The organism is Chryseobacterium sp. (genome assembly GCF_019236175.1).
Taxonomy (GTDB): Bacteria; Bacteroidota; Bacteroidia; order Flavobacteriales; family Weeksellaceae; genus Chryseobacterium.
This window is the reverse complement of record NZ_JAFAJM010000024.1, coordinates 15,194-32,885: the sequence shown is the minus strand read 5'-3', so window position 1 is coordinate 32,885 and position 17,692 is coordinate 15,194. Positions and strand designations below refer to the sequence as shown.

At 36.7% G+C, this 17,692-nt stretch carries 18 protein-coding genes; 1 reads left to right on the top strand and 17 read right to left on the bottom strand.

Annotated elements, in window-relative coordinates; translation table 11 throughout:
* Nucleotides 1-46: 46 nt before the first annotated feature.
* The 10 genes from JO178_RS20020 to JO178_RS19975 form a co-directional block, all read right to left on the bottom strand.
* Entirely contained in the window at nucleotides 47-619 is a 573-nt protein-coding gene (locus JO178_RS20020) for a hypothetical protein (protein WP_291939799.1), read from the bottom strand.
* 53 nt (nucleotides 620-672) lie between these two features.
* Nucleotides 673-3,057 (bottom strand): TonB-dependent receptor, encoded by a 2,385-nt coding sequence (locus tag JO178_RS20015; protein WP_291939795.1) that lies wholly within the window; start codon nucleotides 3,055-3,057, stop codon nucleotides 673-675.
* 239 nt (nucleotides 3,058-3,296) lie between these two features.
* The gene (locus tag JO178_RS20010; RefSeq protein WP_291939792.1) at nucleotides 3,297-3,653 is read right to left on the bottom strand and encodes a hypothetical protein; all 357 of its coding nucleotides are present in this window, start codon (nucleotides 3,651-3,653) and stop codon (nucleotides 3,297-3,299) included.
* 139 nt (nucleotides 3,654-3,792) lie between these two features.
* Complete coding sequence (locus JO178_RS20005; protein ID WP_291939790.1) at nucleotides 3,793-5,724, bottom strand: ABC-F family ATP-binding cassette domain-containing protein; 1,932 nt, start codon at nucleotides 5,722-5,724, stop codon at nucleotides 3,793-3,795.
* 240 nt (nucleotides 5,725-5,964) lie between these two features.
* Nucleotides 5,965-7,311: a DUF2235 domain-containing protein gene (locus JO178_RS20000; protein ID WP_291939787.1), complete on the bottom strand. Its 1,347-nt coding sequence runs from the start codon at nucleotides 7,309-7,311 to the stop codon at nucleotides 5,965-5,967.
* 163 nt (nucleotides 7,312-7,474) lie between these two features.
* The gene (locus JO178_RS19995) at nucleotides 7,475-8,152 is read right to left on the bottom strand and encodes a response regulator transcription factor (protein ID WP_291939783.1); all 678 of its coding nucleotides are present in this window, start codon (nucleotides 8,150-8,152) and stop codon (nucleotides 7,475-7,477) included.
* Nucleotides 8,118-8,750, bottom strand: a complete 633-nt coding sequence (locus tag JO178_RS19990) for an ATP-binding protein (RefSeq protein ID WP_291939780.1) — start codon at nucleotides 8,748-8,750, stop codon at nucleotides 8,118-8,120. The genes JO178_RS19995 and JO178_RS19990 overlap by 35 nt, the downstream gene beginning before the upstream one ends.
* A gap of 152 nt (nucleotides 8,751-8,902) precedes the next feature.
* The gene (locus tag JO178_RS19985; RefSeq protein WP_291939778.1) at nucleotides 8,903-9,526 is read right to left on the bottom strand and encodes a hypothetical protein; all 624 of its coding nucleotides are present in this window, start codon (nucleotides 9,524-9,526) and stop codon (nucleotides 8,903-8,905) included.
* Between the two features lie 12 nt (nucleotides 9,527-9,538).
* Entirely contained in the window at nucleotides 9,539-10,303 is a 765-nt protein-coding gene (locus JO178_RS19980; protein ID WP_291939775.1) for a hypothetical protein, read from the bottom strand.
* 65 nt (nucleotides 10,304-10,368) lie between these two features.
* Nucleotides 10,369-10,989, bottom strand: a complete 621-nt coding sequence (locus tag JO178_RS19975; RefSeq protein ID WP_291939773.1) for a DUF5715 family protein — start codon at nucleotides 10,987-10,989, stop codon at nucleotides 10,369-10,371.
* A gap of 222 nt (nucleotides 10,990-11,211) precedes the next feature.
* Here JO178_RS19975 and aqpZ point away from each other — a divergent pair, with 222 nt between their 5' ends.
* Nucleotides 11,212-11,928: an aquaporin Z gene (gene aqpZ / locus JO178_RS19970; RefSeq protein WP_291940393.1), complete on the top strand. Its 717-nt coding sequence runs from the start codon at nucleotides 11,212-11,214 to the stop codon at nucleotides 11,926-11,928.
* Between the two features lie 50 nt (nucleotides 11,929-11,978).
* Here aqpZ and JO178_RS19965 read toward each other — a convergent pair whose 3' ends face one another.
* From JO178_RS19965 to aceA, 7 genes are all read right to left on the bottom strand, one after another.
* Entirely contained in the window at nucleotides 11,979-12,524 is a 546-nt protein-coding gene (locus JO178_RS19965; RefSeq protein ID WP_291939772.1) for a hypothetical protein, read from the bottom strand.
* A gap of 66 nt (nucleotides 12,525-12,590) precedes the next feature.
* A complete protein-coding gene (locus tag JO178_RS19960; RefSeq protein ID WP_291939769.1) occupies nucleotides 12,591-13,571 on the bottom strand; it encodes an acyl transferase in 981 nt (326 codons plus the stop codon).
* Between the two features lie 198 nt (nucleotides 13,572-13,769).
* The gene (locus JO178_RS19955; RefSeq protein WP_291939767.1) at nucleotides 13,770-14,540 is read right to left on the bottom strand and encodes a UDP-2,3-diacylglucosamine diphosphatase; all 771 of its coding nucleotides are present in this window, start codon (nucleotides 14,538-14,540) and stop codon (nucleotides 13,770-13,772) included.
* Nucleotides 14,541-14,564: 24 nt separating this feature from the next.
* Nucleotides 14,565-15,011: a 6-carboxytetrahydropterin synthase gene (locus JO178_RS19950; RefSeq protein ID WP_047097353.1), complete on the bottom strand. Its 447-nt coding sequence runs from the start codon at nucleotides 15,009-15,011 to the stop codon at nucleotides 14,565-14,567.
* Nucleotides 15,012-15,103: 92 nt separating this feature from the next.
* Nucleotides 15,104-15,490 (bottom strand): thioesterase family protein, encoded by a 387-nt coding sequence (locus tag JO178_RS19945; protein ID WP_291939761.1) that lies wholly within the window; start codon nucleotides 15,488-15,490, stop codon nucleotides 15,104-15,106.
* Between the two features lie 135 nt (nucleotides 15,491-15,625).
* On the bottom strand, nucleotides 15,626-16,195 hold the full coding sequence (locus tag JO178_RS19940; RefSeq protein ID WP_291939758.1) for an OmpH family outer membrane protein: 570 nt from the start codon (nucleotides 16,193-16,195) through the stop codon (nucleotides 15,626-15,628).
* 189 nt (nucleotides 16,196-16,384) lie between these two features.
* Nucleotides 16,385-17,668, bottom strand: coding sequence for an isocitrate lyase (gene aceA, locus JO178_RS19935; protein WP_365867410.1), 1,284 nt, complete (start codon nucleotides 17,666-17,668; stop codon nucleotides 16,385-16,387).
* Nucleotides 17,669-17,692: the final 24 nt, after the last annotated feature.

Sequence of the window (17,692 nt, the reverse complement as noted above, 5' to 3'; positions counted from 1 at the left end):
CTTACCAAAATAATATTTACAATGTATGTGTGTTTTTAAGGTCTTTTTAGTTACTTAGATTATAAGTAGCCTGAGCATCTGTTTCACCTCCTACTACACTTCCCCATGCAGTTCCTGATTTAGCCTCGTTTACGCTTTTTGGAGAGTGGATAAGCGTTAATTTCAATAATGGAGATGTTCCGTCAACAGCTTTTACAACAGTCCATTTTGTTCTCAACCCAACTCTTTTTCCATCACCTCTAAGATCACCTCCATCTATTCTTTCTACAGTAATATTGGATTTTGGAAAATCAAATATTAAAAAGTGTTCATTTTTAGCATCAATAATTTCCTGAGTTGCATCTTCATTTCCGTTTTTGAACTTGGCCTGAACCGTATATGTTTTACCATCTTTAAGAGGAATAGTAGGTATTCCTCCTGCGCCGATACTATAATCATAAGTCTGAGTAGTTCCTGCCGTATCGTCTGTCACCAATAAAAGGATATTGGTAAGATCTTCCTGGGGAAGATCATCTTCTTCTGCAGATCCGTTTCTCTGACAAGAGGTAACGGCAGTAATAATGATAAATAAAACAGCTAATAATTTGATAATATTTTTAGTATTGAATAGATTTTTCATTTTTTAAGAATTTTAAAATTGTAAAATTTTGATTGAATAGTTTTTTGAAATTTTTAGAATCTGTATCTAAAATTTAAAATAAAGTTTCTTCCTGCTTCATCTGCAAAGAATCTCAAACGGTTCAGATACTCTCTGTATGAAGTATTGAAAAGATTGTTGATGATAAGTCCTGCAGAAAGATTTTTGCTGATATTGATTCCTGCCTGGATATTCCAAAGTGAATATCCATTTGGAGGTGTACTGAAATCGATTTCCTTATCCACCAATTCGCCATTTATATAAAGTTCCAGTGGTGCATTTCGAATCGGAAATCTGGTTTGTTTTAAAAATGTTTGATTTTCAACAGTGAAATAGAAATTGTTCCATTCTTGTTTTTTAAACTGTAATGCATTGGAAAAATTCGGAGGCATCATTAAGATCAACGGTTCGTTATGGGTATCATCCTGACCATACACATAACTTCCTTTTCCTGTATAGGTAAGGTTATCGGTAAGTTTCCAGTTGATATCCAGGTCTACCCCATACATTTTTGCATCAATCTGCTGATATACCCATTCCGGGAATACTCCTCTGATCGTTCCTTTGATTCCTACCGGAATTTCATTAATGAAATTTTTAGTGATAAAGAAATACGGGTTTACAGAAATATTCAACCCTTTCAGAACGTTGAACTTTGAGTCTACATTCAGGTTAAACTGATGTCCCTGCTCATTTTTCAATCCCATATATCCTGTTTCAATAATACCCGCAGAGTGGTGCAGCCCGTCTGAAAATAGTTCTGCAACATTTGGAGATCGTCCTACCTTTGCATAATTAAATTTCAAATCAAAATTGGCGTTCGGGCGGTACTGCAAACCGGCATTGAAAGAAACATTATTATAATTAAGCTGAGGGCGTGTCAAAATTCTGTTTTGATCTGTTTTCACATAAAATTGTGGATAAGCATCCGCATACAAGTTTACCCAGTCACTTTTATCATACCATTTGGTTACATCATAGCGGGTAAAATCATATCTCGCCCCTGCTTCAAAGTTGAATTCAGGTGAAATTTTATATTTGAAAACAGAATATACTCCGGCAGAATACTTATCATAATTCGGGATCAGACGTCTTGCTTTTGTGGCAGGGTCTGAATAATTATTTTGAAAACCTGCATCAATTCCTGTTTCCAGAGACCATTTTTCTCTTTCCAATAAATCATTAATATTAAATTGATGTGTCATCAATGCAAGATCCAGAGATGGAGTATCATTCAAATCTCCTCTTCTGATATCATATTCCTGTCTGTGGTTGTACTGATAACTGTAGGTTGCAGATAACTTTCCTATATTTTCAAATCTTTTGAAAGCAGAAACTTTTGCAATATGATGTTCTATAACCTGTCTTGGGTTATCAATATCGTAGCTGAATTTGCCGGAATATATAGGAGGGTTAGCACTCATCGCTCTGTCGTAATCTTCAGAAGTAGATACGTGTGAGTCTCTTAAAATTCCTATATTCTGATTCGTCAGATAATAATCAAAAGAGATTCCTTTTTCATAGGTATTATTCTGAACGGTAAAATTGAAGGAAGAAAAATCCATTCCAGTATTTTTCAGATTATAGTTGGGCGCACTCTGATCGCCAAGCTTCTTGATGCTTCCTCCGGATTTTATAGCCCATCCATTTTTCCAGACTTTAGCGACATCTGCGTCTAATGCAAGACCTCTTCCGTTAGAAATTCCAGTAAGCCCTATAGAACCTTTGATGGTGTCCTTTTTAGGAAAAATTTCCGGTTCCATTATCACAACCCCTCCAATAGCATCACTCCCATACTTCAGAGCAGATGCTCCTTTGATGACGTCAATATGCTGAAAATTGTTAATGTCAACATTCGGTGCATGTTCTACCCCCCATTCCTGCTCGGCAAGACGTACTCCATTGTTCAGAATGCTGATACGGCTTCCATAAAGCCCATGGATAACAGGTTTTGAAATATTATTTCCAGTCTTCAAAGCAGTCACTCCTGAAATTTTAGATAATAAATTTCCAAGATTGTCTGTTGAATTTTTCTCTATATCCGATTTATTGATTGTTTTAACGACTAATGAACCGTTATTTTTATGACTTCCGTGGATAGTCACAGTCTCGATATCCTTACTATGATGCTCAAGGGTTATCGTTAAATGCAGGTCCTGATTTACATTTACATTTTCAGTATAAGCATTACAGTCAGGATGTTGTGCAATAAGAGTATAATTCCCTGCAGGGATTTTATCGAAAGAAAACTGACCTTTCTTATTGGTTTTAGCTGTCTGGTTTCCGATTTTCACGACTGCATTTTCCAGCAGGGTTTTATCGTGAAAATCCTGAACCGTTCCCTGTACAGCATAATTTTTTTGTGCGCTTATCAATACTGATCCACAAAAGATCAGCATCAGGCAATATATCAATTTCATTGTAAAATAGATTGATTGTGTACCTTTTTAGCAGGTACATTTTTCGTTAAATTTGTTGAAAGGGTTTATGGGACTGTGCAATGAAATGTCTCATGTACAACGCAAAGCATTGGTGCTAAAAAGCAGGTAACAGCATTGTTTAAATTATATTATCAATTATGAACGACCGGTTGTTTTGCAACAACCTTATACTTTAAACCTTAAAGCGTATGCTTTAACCCCAAAAAAGAATCTATGAATTATGAAAAACTGGGAGGCCCCCGAAGTTGAAAACTGAATTTGGTCTGAGACCAGATTTTCTCCTGAACGGCAATGATTTGCTTTACTTCCTGAGTGTAATGCCCGAAAGTTAAGCTGAAATCTTCAGGAGCTAAGGTGTGCCCGGTTACCAAAAAATGGCAGGCCAGACAGTCGCCGGCTTTCTCTTTAGTCGCAGCTTTCGTAACCGTATTTTCTGTTTTTTTAAGATTAAAAGACTTAAAATAGTCTACAGAATCATGGTGGTGAAAGCTTTGAGAAAGCAGTGCGAGGAAGTACACTCCAAACAATAGCTTGGAGATAAAACTCTTTAGGTTTCTGCTTTCTTTTAAAATCATGGTTCAAAATTAGGAAAATAATTTAATTGTAAGGCTATACTTTTATTAAATTACTTTAATGATTGTTGACGATATGTCGGAATTTATCATGTTATGTTACAAAAAATGCCTCATGAATCATGAAGCATTTGTCTTATAATTAATCAAGCTGAGTTCCCAGATACTCCCATTCCTGGAGTGCATTATCAAGTTCCTCTTTAGCTTTATTGTATTTATCCAAAGTATCATCAGAAGGATTTTCCTTGGCAAAAGAAGCTTCCATTTCTTCTACTTTAGTTTCAAGTTCGGAAATTTTTTCTTCTACTTTTTTGATTTTATTCTGAATATTCTTCTGTTCTTTGCTCACGATATTGGAAGACTGACTGGCAGTAACTACCGGTTTTTCTTCTACTTTTTTAGGTTCCGGCTTTACATCTTCTTTGTGAAGTTTAGCTTTTTCTGCAGAAATTTCCCGGATGGTTTCCTTTTGTCTGTATTCAAGATATTCATTGATATCTCCAAGGAATTCTTTCATTTTTCCGTCACGGAATTCGTAGATTTTATCACAAAGCCCCTGAAGGAATTCTCTGTCGTGAGAGATCACGATCAGGGTACCTTCGAAGTTTTGCAGCGCCAGCTTAATAATCTCCTTAGACTGAATATCAAGGTGATTGGTAGGTTCGTCCATAATCAGGGTATTGAAAGGACGAAGCAATAATTTACAAAGGGCAAGACGGTTTCTTTCTCCTCCGGAAAGTACTTTTGTTTTTTTGGAAACGGCATCTCCCTGGAATAGGAAAGATCCTAATAAATCTCTTACTCTTGGTCTGGTTTCTTCTGTTGCTGCATCTTCAGCTTCTTCTAAAACAGTTTTATTCGGAGTTAAGACTTCTTCCTGATTTTGTGCAAAATATCCGATGTTTACATTATGTCCCAGATTCCAGCTTCCTGAATATTCTTTAATATCACCGGCAAGAATTTTAGCCAGTGTAGTTTTCCCCTGTCCGTTCTGTCCCAGAAGAGCGATTCTGTCTCCTCTCTGAACAATGAAGTCCACATCATCGAAGATTTGTTTTGTTCCGTAAGCTTTTCCTAAACGTTCTGCTTCAAAAATCACTTTTCCAGGAACCATAGATTGTACGAAACGGATATTGAATTTTGAAACGTCTTCATTATCTACTTCGATACGTTCTATTTTATCTAATTTTTTAATAAGTGACTGGGCAAAAGATGCTTTGGTAGCACTTGCACGGAACTTATTAATATTATCTTCCATTTGTTTGATCTCCGCATCCTGATTCTTTTTAGCCTGAATCAGTTTTTCACGGCGATCTTCTCTCATGACCAGATATTTGGAATAGTTGGCCTTATAATCATCTACCTTTCTATTGTTGATATCGAAAGTTCTGTTACATACAGCTGTCATAAACTGCTTGTCGTGACTTACCAGGACAATGGCTCCGGGATAATCTTTCAGGAAATTTTCAAGCCAGATGATAGATTCCATATCCAGGTGATTGGTAGGTTCATCGAGAAGCATGATATCATTCTTTTGAAGAAGTAGTTTGGCTAATTCGATTCTCATTCTCCATCCTCCTGAAAACTCATCGGTAATTTTCTGAAAATCATCAGCTTTAAATCCCAAACCAAATAATACTTTTTCCATATCACCTTCCAGGTTGTAGGCATCATGGTTCATTAAAAGATCATTCAGTTCTGTCATTTTATTAATCAGATCTGTATAAGAATCACTTTCATAATCGGTTCTTGTAGCCATCTGATGATTCACCTCTTCCAGCTCATTTTTCCACGCATTGATTTCTTCAAAAGCCTGCATAGTTTCAGCCCAGACCGTTCTTCCTTTTACAAAATCAAGGTCCTGTTTTAAGAAACCGATGGTAATACTTCCCTCCGTCACCACCTCTCCTTCGTAGAAGTTAATTTCTCCGGACAGCATTTTCAACAAAGTGGATTTTCCCGCACCGTTTTTACCAACGAGACCCACTTTATCATCCTTTTTAATGGTGAAATTGACATTTTGAAATAAATAATTTCCTGAATGGTGTAACCCTAAACTTTGAACCGAAAGCATCTTAATTAATAATTAGTAATGAATAATGAATTTTCGGGTGCAAAAATACGGAAAAAGAAATGAATAGCCCAGAAATAAAAAAGCGGGCTGTTGGAGAGTCTGTATATTCAATTAAAAACGGATATGTACGGGTTGATTCATTTTTCAATTATCTGGCAACGGTAAGACAGAGCTATCATTTAAAAGGGACATCTATGAAGATGTCCCGATAACCTAAATTTAAAACTGAAAAAGTATTGCCTATTTCATTATTTTTACCGTTGCGGGAGTCTTAATCACCGAACGAATCCAGATATCATTATTGGGAACATTCGTTCCGTAGAGAAAATCGGCTACAAAACTGTCTTCCGGAAGATGAAGATCAACGGAAAGTCTTGCCTGGCTCTCCTCATCTACAGAGGTACTGCTGGAAACATTCAGACCGTTATTAATCAACTCTGCATTCGTTTCTGATGCTGTTCTGCTTATCAACATATGACCACACAGTCCAAAATTTCCTGAAATATGGATATAATCTGTAAGTTTTTCATACTCATATACCGGTTTCTTTCCTGTAGTCATGTTTTGTAAATATTCTTGCAGTCCCCTATAAAGCCTATCCAAAGAAGAATGCCTGGAAGCATCTATTTCAAAATAAAAACCCGCAAGGTCTGCATCAAAAACATCTGTTACCTTATTGGTTTCTTCGAGCATCAGTTTCCCGTATACTCTTGCCAGACTGTTGTATACCTTATCCCGGCAAATGAAAGCCTGGAAAAATACATCTTCGCTTTCAATTCGGTAATCTGAAAGCAAAGCATCCCAGATTTTGTTTCCCTCTTCATCTGTTTTTGCATTCCTGATATCAGAAATATAATCGTTCAATTCCGCCTCATTTTCAAAATCTGTAGAAATATAAACAGACTGCGGACCTTCCAGATATCCTCCTCCCACGTCTGCATGGGCTCCGGGAACAAAAATTTCTCTTCTTACCGTATTCCAGTCTGTATATTGTCTGTCCTGCATATTCCTTGAGTCTTCAAAAAAACCAGTAAGCGGAAAGAAAAACCTGCTTTCATTTATCCCACAGAGATGGAATGCATTCTCAACTTCCTGAGATAAGCTTAAATCATAATTGTTGAAAGGTTTAGATTCTATGGTATCAAAAGCTCCCAGAAATTTTATTTTAATATGAGACAAAGAATAATGAGTCAGCAGCTGGTTACAAAAAGTTCTGGCCAGCATTCCTCCCCTACCGAACCCATAAATATAGAAATGATATTCTTTGCCTTTATCATCAATGATTTCCTGCACAAAGTCATCGGCCTGCTGAAGTTTATCATCTGCTGAATATCCTTTATCGTAAGGCGGATTGGCACATGTAGCTATGGCAAAGTTGTTATCTTCATCCCCTGTCACGGTCCCTATACCTTCTATATATATTTTTTTTTGCCCGTTAAATACATTGTATAGTTTATAAATATTGGTAAAAGCTCCGTAGTAGCTTTCATTATTTTTCAGTGGTTTATCCGGTGAAAAGGCATTCACTCCGTTATTTCCGGTACCGTCAAAAAAGATTCCAACGGAAATTACGTTACTGTCTTCCATTCTTTTTTATTCATTTATGTTGCAGATCTATCTGCATTTTACATTCAATTCTCATCCAAAATTCTTGTTCTCAACAAGGATTTTTCAAAGTAACAGAAGAAAAGAAACATACACTAGAGTGAAAAGTACCAAATAAAAAAATCCGTATTTCTACGGAATAGGATTATAATTTGTCGAGCGCATAAATATTATTGACAATCGCGTAAATAACAATTCCGACTGTATTTTTAGCACCAATTTTCTCCAGAATCCGCTGTCTGTGGCTTTCTACCGTTCTCGGGCTGATAAAAAGTTTTTCCCCGATCTCGTTATTGGTTAATTCCTGGCAAATCAGTTTTACAACATCCTTTTCTCTTTCAGATAACTCATCTTCTGTTTCAAAGAGAGAGTTTTTCTTTGCAGAACTGTTCATGTAGGTAAACAGCATCTGATGATCTTCAGCCGTAAAGAACACTCCGTTTTTATCAACCATTGTAATGGCATCAATAAATGTTTTTTTATTGGAGTTTTTGGGAAGGAAGGCCGACACACCCAATTTCACCATATATCCGAGAATAGAGGTCTTATAATGTGAAGAAAGAATAATAATTTTAAGATCCGGATATCTTTCTTTGAGGATTTCTACCAGTTCAAAACCGTTCATTGGCTTCATCTGTACATCTACAAGAGCAATATCGGGAAATTCATCTTCTGAAAGTTTTTCCAGATCGGTAATAAAATCGGGACCATTATCTGCTGTAAGACATACCGATATATTTTTTTCATTAGACAGCAGCATTTTCACACCTTCCAGAATCAGCTGTTCATCATCTATCAGTGCTATTTTGATTTGGGAACTCATTTTGTTTGGGAATTTTAATAATTAGACGACTTCCTTTATTTGAAAAGCTTTTTTTCCATTTGTGGGTGGCATTCATAGATTTGATCCGGGATTCAATATTTTTAATTCCCATACCTTTTTTCACTTCTTCATAGATGAATCCCTGCCCGTTATCTGAAATAACAACAGTCATATTCTGAGTATAATCTTTAATATAAATCCATACATCTGTAGCTGTAGAATGTTTTATGACGTTGGTGGTAAATTCCTGAATAATTCTATACAGCTGTACTTCTATAAAAAGATCTTTCTTTTCATAGCCCGGCATTACCTGCATGGAAATATTGATTTTGTGAGAAAGGTTAGCAATCAGTTCTTCCACATACAATACCAATCCTACAGATTCAAGGTTTACGGGATACAATGAGTGTGAAATACTTCTGGCTGCATCAATGAGTGAAGACATCTGACTGTAAATATTTTTTTTGATTATTTCATCTCCTTTTGTATCGAGATTATTGAGCCATAAAGAAAGAATATTAAGCCTGTTTCCGATATCGTCATGGATCATTACTGCAATTCTTTTCCTTTCTTCTTCCTGGGCTTTAATATTTTCCAATACCAGTTTCTTCTGATGACTGACTTCCGCCTCATGCTGTACATTTTTTTCCTTGATAATCCTGCTGATAAAAGCTCTGTAGGCAAGCAGAATAAAGGATACGATAATCGCTATCGTAACAATGATAAGAATCAGCAGATTGATATTTAAGGTTACTTCTTTAATTTGATGAAAGTATATAAAAATGAAATGTATAAAATACCAGACAGGATATTATTTGCACTGAAAATAATATAATAATCATGTTCAGAAAGATAAGCTATCTGATGCTGAACGATAAAAATAAACACAGAAACGGAGTAGTAGAAAAAAATACTGGCATCCGTTACCAGAAAACGGTTCTGCCCCGAAGTATCTTTAATTTCTCTGATCAGAGTAAAGCCGGAAAGACAGATAATGATGATATTGGAAATCACTTTCGCGATATCAGCATTACCGGGATAGTCAAAACTGTATTTTGAAATCATAAATCCGGAAGCTACTACTGCGACGAGTCCCAGAAAGTAGGCCGGAAGATTCAGTTTCCTGATAAATAAAGCGGACAGTAAAAAAAATTCACCGGCAATATATAAAGGGTAGAGAAATGAGGTATCATTAAGGTTAAAAACATAGGGTAAAACCAGATTCAAAAGCTCAATAAAAAAAAGAAAAGCAATACAATAAAAATACTGCTTTTCCTTATTATTTAAAACACGGAATCTGACTGCTCCCAGCAATATTACTGACAGAAGCAGACCATAATTCAGAAATAAAATTGCCTTATAAAAATCAGCCATCCCTGTTACAAATTATTCAAACCCCGGTATACGGCAGATCGGAGGACATGGTTTTGCCCAGTCATACGTATTGGACTCAAGCTGTACTCCGCCTACATTCTGTAAACTGTCACGGAAAGAAATGAAAATCAGTGTTACCAGCATTCTTTCGTAGATATCATTGAATTTAAGTCCGAATGAACATACGATCCCGTTTAAGCTCTTATCACTAAGGCATAAATCAGCTGTTGGAACGTAAAACCTTCTGAATATTCTTGCCCCGTTAAACTCATTACACTCCCTGTAAAACCACTCCATTCCTTCATCTCTCCATTTCTCAATAGCTTCCAGCGCTTTGTCCTGTTCAAGGACCGGTTTGCCTGAAATCGGGAATGACATATCTGCATCCTGATCTACATTCTGAAGATCTTTTGATAAAATGGCATTTTTAACGATAACATACTCCTGAGTTTCCTGAAGTCTGATATCTCTGTCCAGCTGACAAAGAAAACTAAAAGGATAAGCTTCTTTATCATCTATTCTCTTCCCTTCCTTACTCATAGGATAGAAAATAAGAATCAGCCTTCCGTCATAAACACCGACTTCAATACAAAATTCTTCATATTGGCTGTTATTTCTCATCCAGTCAAGATGCGCCGGAGACAGGTCAAAAATATAGTTGGTGGGAATAATATCCTGTATTTTCGGATATTTTGTAAGATACTCACACCAGGTAGCTGCCGCAACCTGGCATATATCATGAGAAAGCATATACTCTTCTCTGTTTAATGTTGTCATAAGCATGGTTTTTAAGAGGTATAAAAATATACAAACTACACATGCTATGCAAGTAAGAATTTTAATTAATAATTCCTTACTGTAATATGATAGCAACTCTGTTGCCTTTCTTTTATGTAATAAATCCTACCAGCATTCGCATAATACTTTAAAACTTTCTCCAACGCCACCTCCATTTTAGGGTTATACTTGAGAACGTTATTGAATCTTATATATGAAATATCAAAAGAATTTCCGTAATTATGAGAACTTATCCCTAATGAAGCATTAGAATTCACCCTTCTTAATCTGCATTGGTCTTCAAGTGTCCGGGTAATGGATGAAACGGTGAATGTTCCCCCTTTTGTATCTTTACTGAATTTGGCTCCCATCTTTTCCAGGGTGGCTTTTGCTTTTGAAACCATATAAGCTCTGCTGTAATCAAGCTTCTGAACATGATACCCTTTCCCGGATTTTTTAACCTTATGGAACTTTCCGTTATTAATATATTTCTGTACCGTTTTTGAATCTTTAAGCAGCTGTATGCCAAAACTTTTTGAAGCATCTATATGGGGCTTATAAAGCGCCGTCGGTTCCACTTTCAAAACCGATGTAAAATCATAGCAAGGAAAAGATTTTCTTGCTGCCTGCGAATAGTGTAAATTATAAAGAAAAGGCACAAAGACCACACAAAAAAACTTTCTCATTAACTCCCCTTTTAAGTTTACATCATGAAGGATAAAACAATTATGTTATACCTTTCATTTCTGATCATTATAGTACTCAGATAAATCCCAAACAAACATTAAACCAAATTATTAAATTTACATTTTTTGTTCCCCTGATTTTGAAATATTTTTTCAGTTTTAACTTTTTATTTTAAGATTTAAACTTTACATTTGAGATACATTTCAAAAATAAACAACATGATAAAAAAACTTTTTGCTGAATTTTTCGGCACATTTTGGCTTGTTTTCGGGGGTTGTGGAAGCGCAGTTTTCGCAGCCGGAGTTCCTGACATCGGTATTGGACTTTTAGGGGTAGCCTTAGCCTTTGGTCTTACTGTTCTGACAATGGCTTACGCTGTTGGACACATTTCCGGCGGACACTTCAATCCCGCTGTTTCTTTCGGACTTTTAGCGGGTGGAAGATTTCCGGCAAAAGATCTCATCCCTTACATCGTTGCCCAGTGTTTAGGTGCACTTGTGGCAGCAGGATGTTTATACACTATCCTTAACGGTGCGGGAGTCGTAGATTTTTCAAAACCGGGTGCCTTTGCCACCAACTTCTACGGAGAAGCAGTATATAACGGGAAGGCTTTCAGTATGGGAGCCGCATTCCTTGCAGAGTTTTTGCTGACTGCCTTTTTCCTTATCGTGATTATGGGAGCTACAGATAAGTGGGCAAACGGTAAATTCGCAGGTATTGCCATCGGTCTTGCGCTTACCTTAATCCATTTAATTTCTATTCCTATCACCAATACTTCCGTAAACCCTGCCAGATCTTTATCGCAGGCTGTTTTCGCCGGCGGTCTTGCCATGTCACAGCTTTGGCTGTTTTGGGTGGCCCCGATTTTAGGTGGTGTTGTAGGCGGTCTGATCTACAAATTCTTACTTCAGAGAGACACGGCTGAAATAGCAGATTAATTGAAGCCAACCCCATAAACGATAAAATCCTGTCACTTGACAGGATTTTTTTATGTTATCTTTTTAATATCAAAAGGATTTTTAAAAATAAGCTCTTCGTGTTTTCCTTTGATTTCCATTTTGCGCTGAAGCAGATTAAGAGCCATTTTCCTGATAAAAAGATCTTTGTCATTCAGATTCCAGTAAGAATCTCCATGAAGCTTTTTAGGTTCACGGATATTATAAAATTCCGTTTCCCAGGTATCTGCATTATGATAAAATTCAATGATGCCACAATGTTCAGGAACAAGGTCAGCTTCCACCATTCCCATCGGCAATAAGAAACTGAAAGCATTGCAGATATAATCTCCACAGGAAATTTTATCATGTTTCAGAAATTGCTCTCCGGTTTCCTTATTGAGGTAAGATTTTTTAAAATCGTTTTTAAAATCACTTTTTGAAAATTTAATTTCAATTTCATGACTAAAACCTGCGGCATCAATAATCAGTATATCTGCCTCCCAATCTGCCTGAAAGTAATTGGTAAGAACAAGCTCTTTCTCAAAGTCGCAATGAGAATGAATATATGCATGAACAAGTTCTTCTATTTTAATCATTATTTATAAGTAAAAATTTGAAAAAAAGTCATAAGAGAAAGTATGAGAACCTTACACTATCTGTTTTCAGCTCACCAAAAGGCTGCAGCCACGGATATCAGAATGATCAATTCTTCCCAGTACCTGGAATTTATTTCCGGTTATTTTCCCAAGATCCTGAGTCGCAATAAAAGAACAGGAATGGGTATTGGCCAGATCAATGATATTAATAGCTCCGGTTCTTCCTTCTTTTTCATAAGTCAGAGGATCTTCTGCGTTTCTCACCATCACCCGCATCCATTTCGGGCATTCATACTCATTATTTCCTAGAGAATAAGCCTGTGAAAGCAGTTCGGTCATGGAATATTCAGAATAAATTTTATCTGTCTTAAATCCATTCTGTAAAATTTTCAGCAGTTCATCTTTTGTCATTTCTTCTTTTCTTCCCTTCATTCCTCCTGTCTCGATAATCGTCAGGTCCGGAGATCCTGCAACGGAAAGATTCATAGATTCTACGCTGTCTAAGAAATCCAGCAGGGCAAAAGAAACGCCGAACAAGATCACTTTTTTATCTTTTAATTGGTGTAAAAGCTCACAAAGCTCGGAATGATTGTAAAGAAAATATCCGTTTTCAGATTTCGCTGATTTTTTCATCAGATAATCTACCATATAAATCAGGGATGAGTTTTGCTTTTCCAGATAACTTGGAAGCAGCCCGAGAAAAATAAAATCTTCGGGTTTACCGATAAACTGTTCAAAACTTTTATAAATACTTTCTTCATACAGGTTCTGATCGGCGATAAAGTGTTTCGAAAGATTCATCTGCGTAGTTCCTGAACTTTGAAAATAAAGATCTGCACTTACATTTTTATCCAGGATCTGATGGTTTTTAAACATTTCTATCGGCAGAAAAGGTATTTCCTCCAGACGGTTGACCTCATCAGGGGTTACTTTTAAAAAATCGACAAACTTTCTGTATATCTCAACATTTCCATACTGATAACGAAAGGTTTTCAATGATGCTTCCAGGAAATCCTGCTCTGTCTGTATGTTGAATATGTATTCCAATTTTATATTTTTTTAGCCGTCTCACCACCTCCGTTACTAAACAATGATGAGGTGAATAATTTTTTATTTAATAAATTTTATACCAAAATGAAACTTTGGTAAACTTCTTGCAATTATGTATCCGGAATATGGATTAAAAACAAGAATGAACTTCGGTTTATTCGAAAATTACCTCTTTTGAGGTAATTTTTTTTTGCTTTATTTTTCGAAAACTTTCAGTTCAAAGTCTTTTTCAAAAACCCCGTAAGTATAATAAGAAATCCAGTCTCCGAGATTGATATATTTTGAATTCTGCTCCAGATCCAGTACCATGGGAAGGTGGCGATGTCCGTAGATGAAATAATCAATCTTCTCTGTCTTCAGCTTCTCTTTGGAATAAATAATCAGAAACTCTTTATCTTCTCCCAGGAAAGCTTTGTCTTCTTCTCCGGAGATCATTTTATTTTTTTGAGAAAGGTATAAGGCGATTTTCATGGCAATATCCGGATGGAGCCATTTGAAAAACCATTGTGCCACCGGATTGGTGAACAGCTTTTTCATTCTCTTATAGCCTTTATCACCCGGTCCCAAACCGTCTCCGTGGGCCAGTAAAAACTGTTTCCCTCCCATTTCGAAGTATTGTTTCTGATAGAAAACCGTACATCCTATTTCTTCTTCCAGATAATCTTTCATCCACAGGTCGTGGTTTCCTACAAAGAAATAGATGTGAATTCCTCTGTCTTTAAGCTCTGCAATCTTTCCAAGAACACGTATGTATCCTTTGGGAACAACATGCTTCCATTCATGCCAGAAATCAAAAAGGTCTCCCATTAAAAACAAAACCTGTGCATCTTCCTTGATCTCATTCATCCAACGTATAAACTTATCTTCACGCAATCTGCTCTCTTTAGGAGTAGGAGCACCAAAATGCTGATCTGAAGCAAAATATACTTTTTTTCCAGGTTCTAAATTAATTGTAGTTTTTAACACCGTCTGAGTTTTGTTGGATAAAAATTATTGATTGTCTTCCGCAAACCATTCCCCATAAGAATTTTCTGTCTCATGAAGTTTAAGATAAGCTAATGAAATTCCTTCCGGAAGTCTTGATTTTATTTTTGCGGCAATAGCGTATAACATGTTTTCACAAGTCGGCTGGAAGCTGCAATAAATTACTTTATGTCCTTTCTGCTCAAGATCATCTCCCAATTCTTTATGGGGAGACAAAGCATTAACAAGAACTGCATGATCCCATACATCTACAATTTCAGATTTTACAATACTTTTGATATCGCCAAAATCTACTACCATTCCGTTTTTAGGGTTTTCAATGTCATTAATTGGCTTTCCTTTCACTGTGACAAACAGTTTATAGGAATGCCCATGCATATTTTTACACTTCCCATCGTAGTTGTACAGTACGTGAGCCGTTTCGAATGTAAAAATTTTTGTAATACGTATCATATTGCAAAGATAGGATAAAACAGCTTAACACAGAAGAGACTGTTTCTATTACAATGATATTAAAATAATCAAACGAAACGTTTTCTGTAAAATTACAGGAGCTTTTCCAGCCAGTTGCTTTCCAGCCTTTTAATCTTCTTCGTTTCAGGATCAAACAAAACCCATAATGTACTTGAATCTACCAGTAACTGATCATTACAGTAAAATTCAACTTTTCGGGGCTGCCTTGCTCCTTCGGGAGACCGGGGATATGTTTTCACGGTAATGATATCTCCCAGATAAGCCTGCTTTTTATATTGAATATGATGGTCCAGAAGCATCCAGGCATCATTGACATAGGCGGTTCCATCTTTTAAAAGAGCCCAGTGTTCTGCTGCCACTTCTTCTACCCAGTGTACGTACTGAACATTGTTCACATGCTGATTTTCGTCAATATGCTCCTGTGTCACCCTGATTTGTTTCTCGTATATTAAATTCATTGCTCCGAAAAGTTTACTCAAATGTATCACTTAATCATAAAAGAAACTTCATATTGACAACAGAATACAGGAGGTTTACATCAAAAAAGGAATCAGATTTTCACCTGATTCCTTTTTCTATATGATATTTTATAATTACTTCTTTGTTTTTGCAGCAGGTGCTGAAGCGGATGCTCCCAGTTTAGTTTTAACAAAAGTCGTAATATCCTCGGTTCCATCTGTATAAATAAGATTATTATTATCTGGTGATGAAACATCAAATACAAAATTGAGACTTCTTTCTTTAGCAACGGCAGAGATAGCAGCCTTCACTTTTTGCTGTAGCGGAACAAATAATTCATTTTGCTTGTCTGCAATTTCTTTATTTGCAGCTGCTCTGGCATCTTCTATTTTTTTACCCAGTCCCTGAAGTTCCGTTTGTGCAGCGACCAGTTCCTTACTGACAGTTTCTCTGTTTGCTTCACTCAGTGTTTTTTCTTTATCCTGAGCAGCTTTCAGCTTAGTCTGATACTCACTGATTAATTTTTCAATATCCGCCTGTTTAGCCTTAGTCAGATTATCAATGGTTGTTGTCATCGTTTTAACTTCAGATAAACTTCCAAGAATATCATCAGTATTCACACTTCCTATCTTTTGTTGAGCACTTACAGCATTAGCCGTTAATATTAACCCCATTGCTATAAAAAGACTTTTAATTAATTTCATTCTGTACTTATTAAAAAATTTTGATTTCAAAGATACCATAAATTTTCGTTCATTACGATCTGAAATTTTCAGGTTTGGTTCAACACTCAATGGCATTAGAAATGTCCGCAGATTTATCATCAATTTAAAAACCTTCCCGTTTCCGGAAAGGTTACATCAAAAAATATGGAAAAATGACTAATTAATGAATTAATGAAACTGGGCTGCTTCCGTAGAATCTTTCATAGCCACAGTTGCTGATGAACCGTTAGTCACTACATTCTGTACTTCATCAAAATATCCTGTTCCTACAAAAGACTGATGCTTTACCGCTCTGAATCCTTTTTGCTGCAATGCGAATTCACGTTCCTGAAGTTCTGAATATCCTGCCATGCCTCTTTCTTTATAAGCTAAAGCCAATTCAAACATGGCGGTATTCAAAGCATGGAATCCTGCCAAGGTAATAAACTGAAATTTGTAGCCCATTTTTGCCAGTTCCTCACGGAATGTAGACATTTCTTCAACACTGAGTTTTGCTGCCCAGTTGAATGATGGTGAACAATTGTAAGCGAGCATCTTTCCGGGAAATGCTGCATGTATTCCTTCTGCAAACTTCCGGGCCTGTTCCAAGTCCGGATTTGAGGTTTCCATCCAGATTAAATCGGCATAAGGAGCATAAGACAATCCTCTGTCTATTCCCTGTTCCACTCCGTTTCTTACCACATAAAAACCTTCAGAAGTTCTTTCTCCGGTAACAAATTTTTTATCTCTGTCATCAATATCTGATGTTAATAAATCTGCTGCATCGGCATCCGTTCTTGCAATAATCAAACTTGGTACTCCCAATACATCCGCTGCTAAGCGTGCTGCAATCAACTTATTGACAGCTTCCTGAGTAGGCACCAGAACTTTGCCTCCCAGGTGGCCACATTTCTTTGCAGAAGACAACTGATCTTCAAAATGTACCGCAGCAGCGCCTGCCTCAATCATTTGCTTCATGAGCTCAAAAGCATTCAGATTTCCTCCAAAACCGGCCTCCGCATCTGCGATAATCGGGACAAGGTATTCTTTGTCTCCGCTACCGCTTACAGACTGCACCTGATCTGCTCTCAATAATGCATTATTGATTTTTTTCACAACAGAAGGCACTGAATTAGCCGGATACAATGACTGATCGGGATACATTTCTCCGGACAGGTTTGCATCTGCAGCAACCTGCCATCCTGAAAGATAAATAGCCTCGAGCCCCGCATCCACTTCCTGCACTGCCTGATTTCCGGTTAAGGCTCCAAGCCCTGCAACATAATCCTGGTTATGTAATTTATCCCAGAATTTTTTTGACATTTCAGTAGCAATCGTATAATCGATTTTATATGAACCTCTTAATTTTAAAACTTCCTCCGCAGTATAGGGTCTTTTTACTCCGTTCCAACGAGGATTTGTCAGCCAGTCCTGCTCTAAAGCCTGGATTTGTTCTTGTCTTGATTTCATAATATTTGGATTTTTTAGATTAGGTGT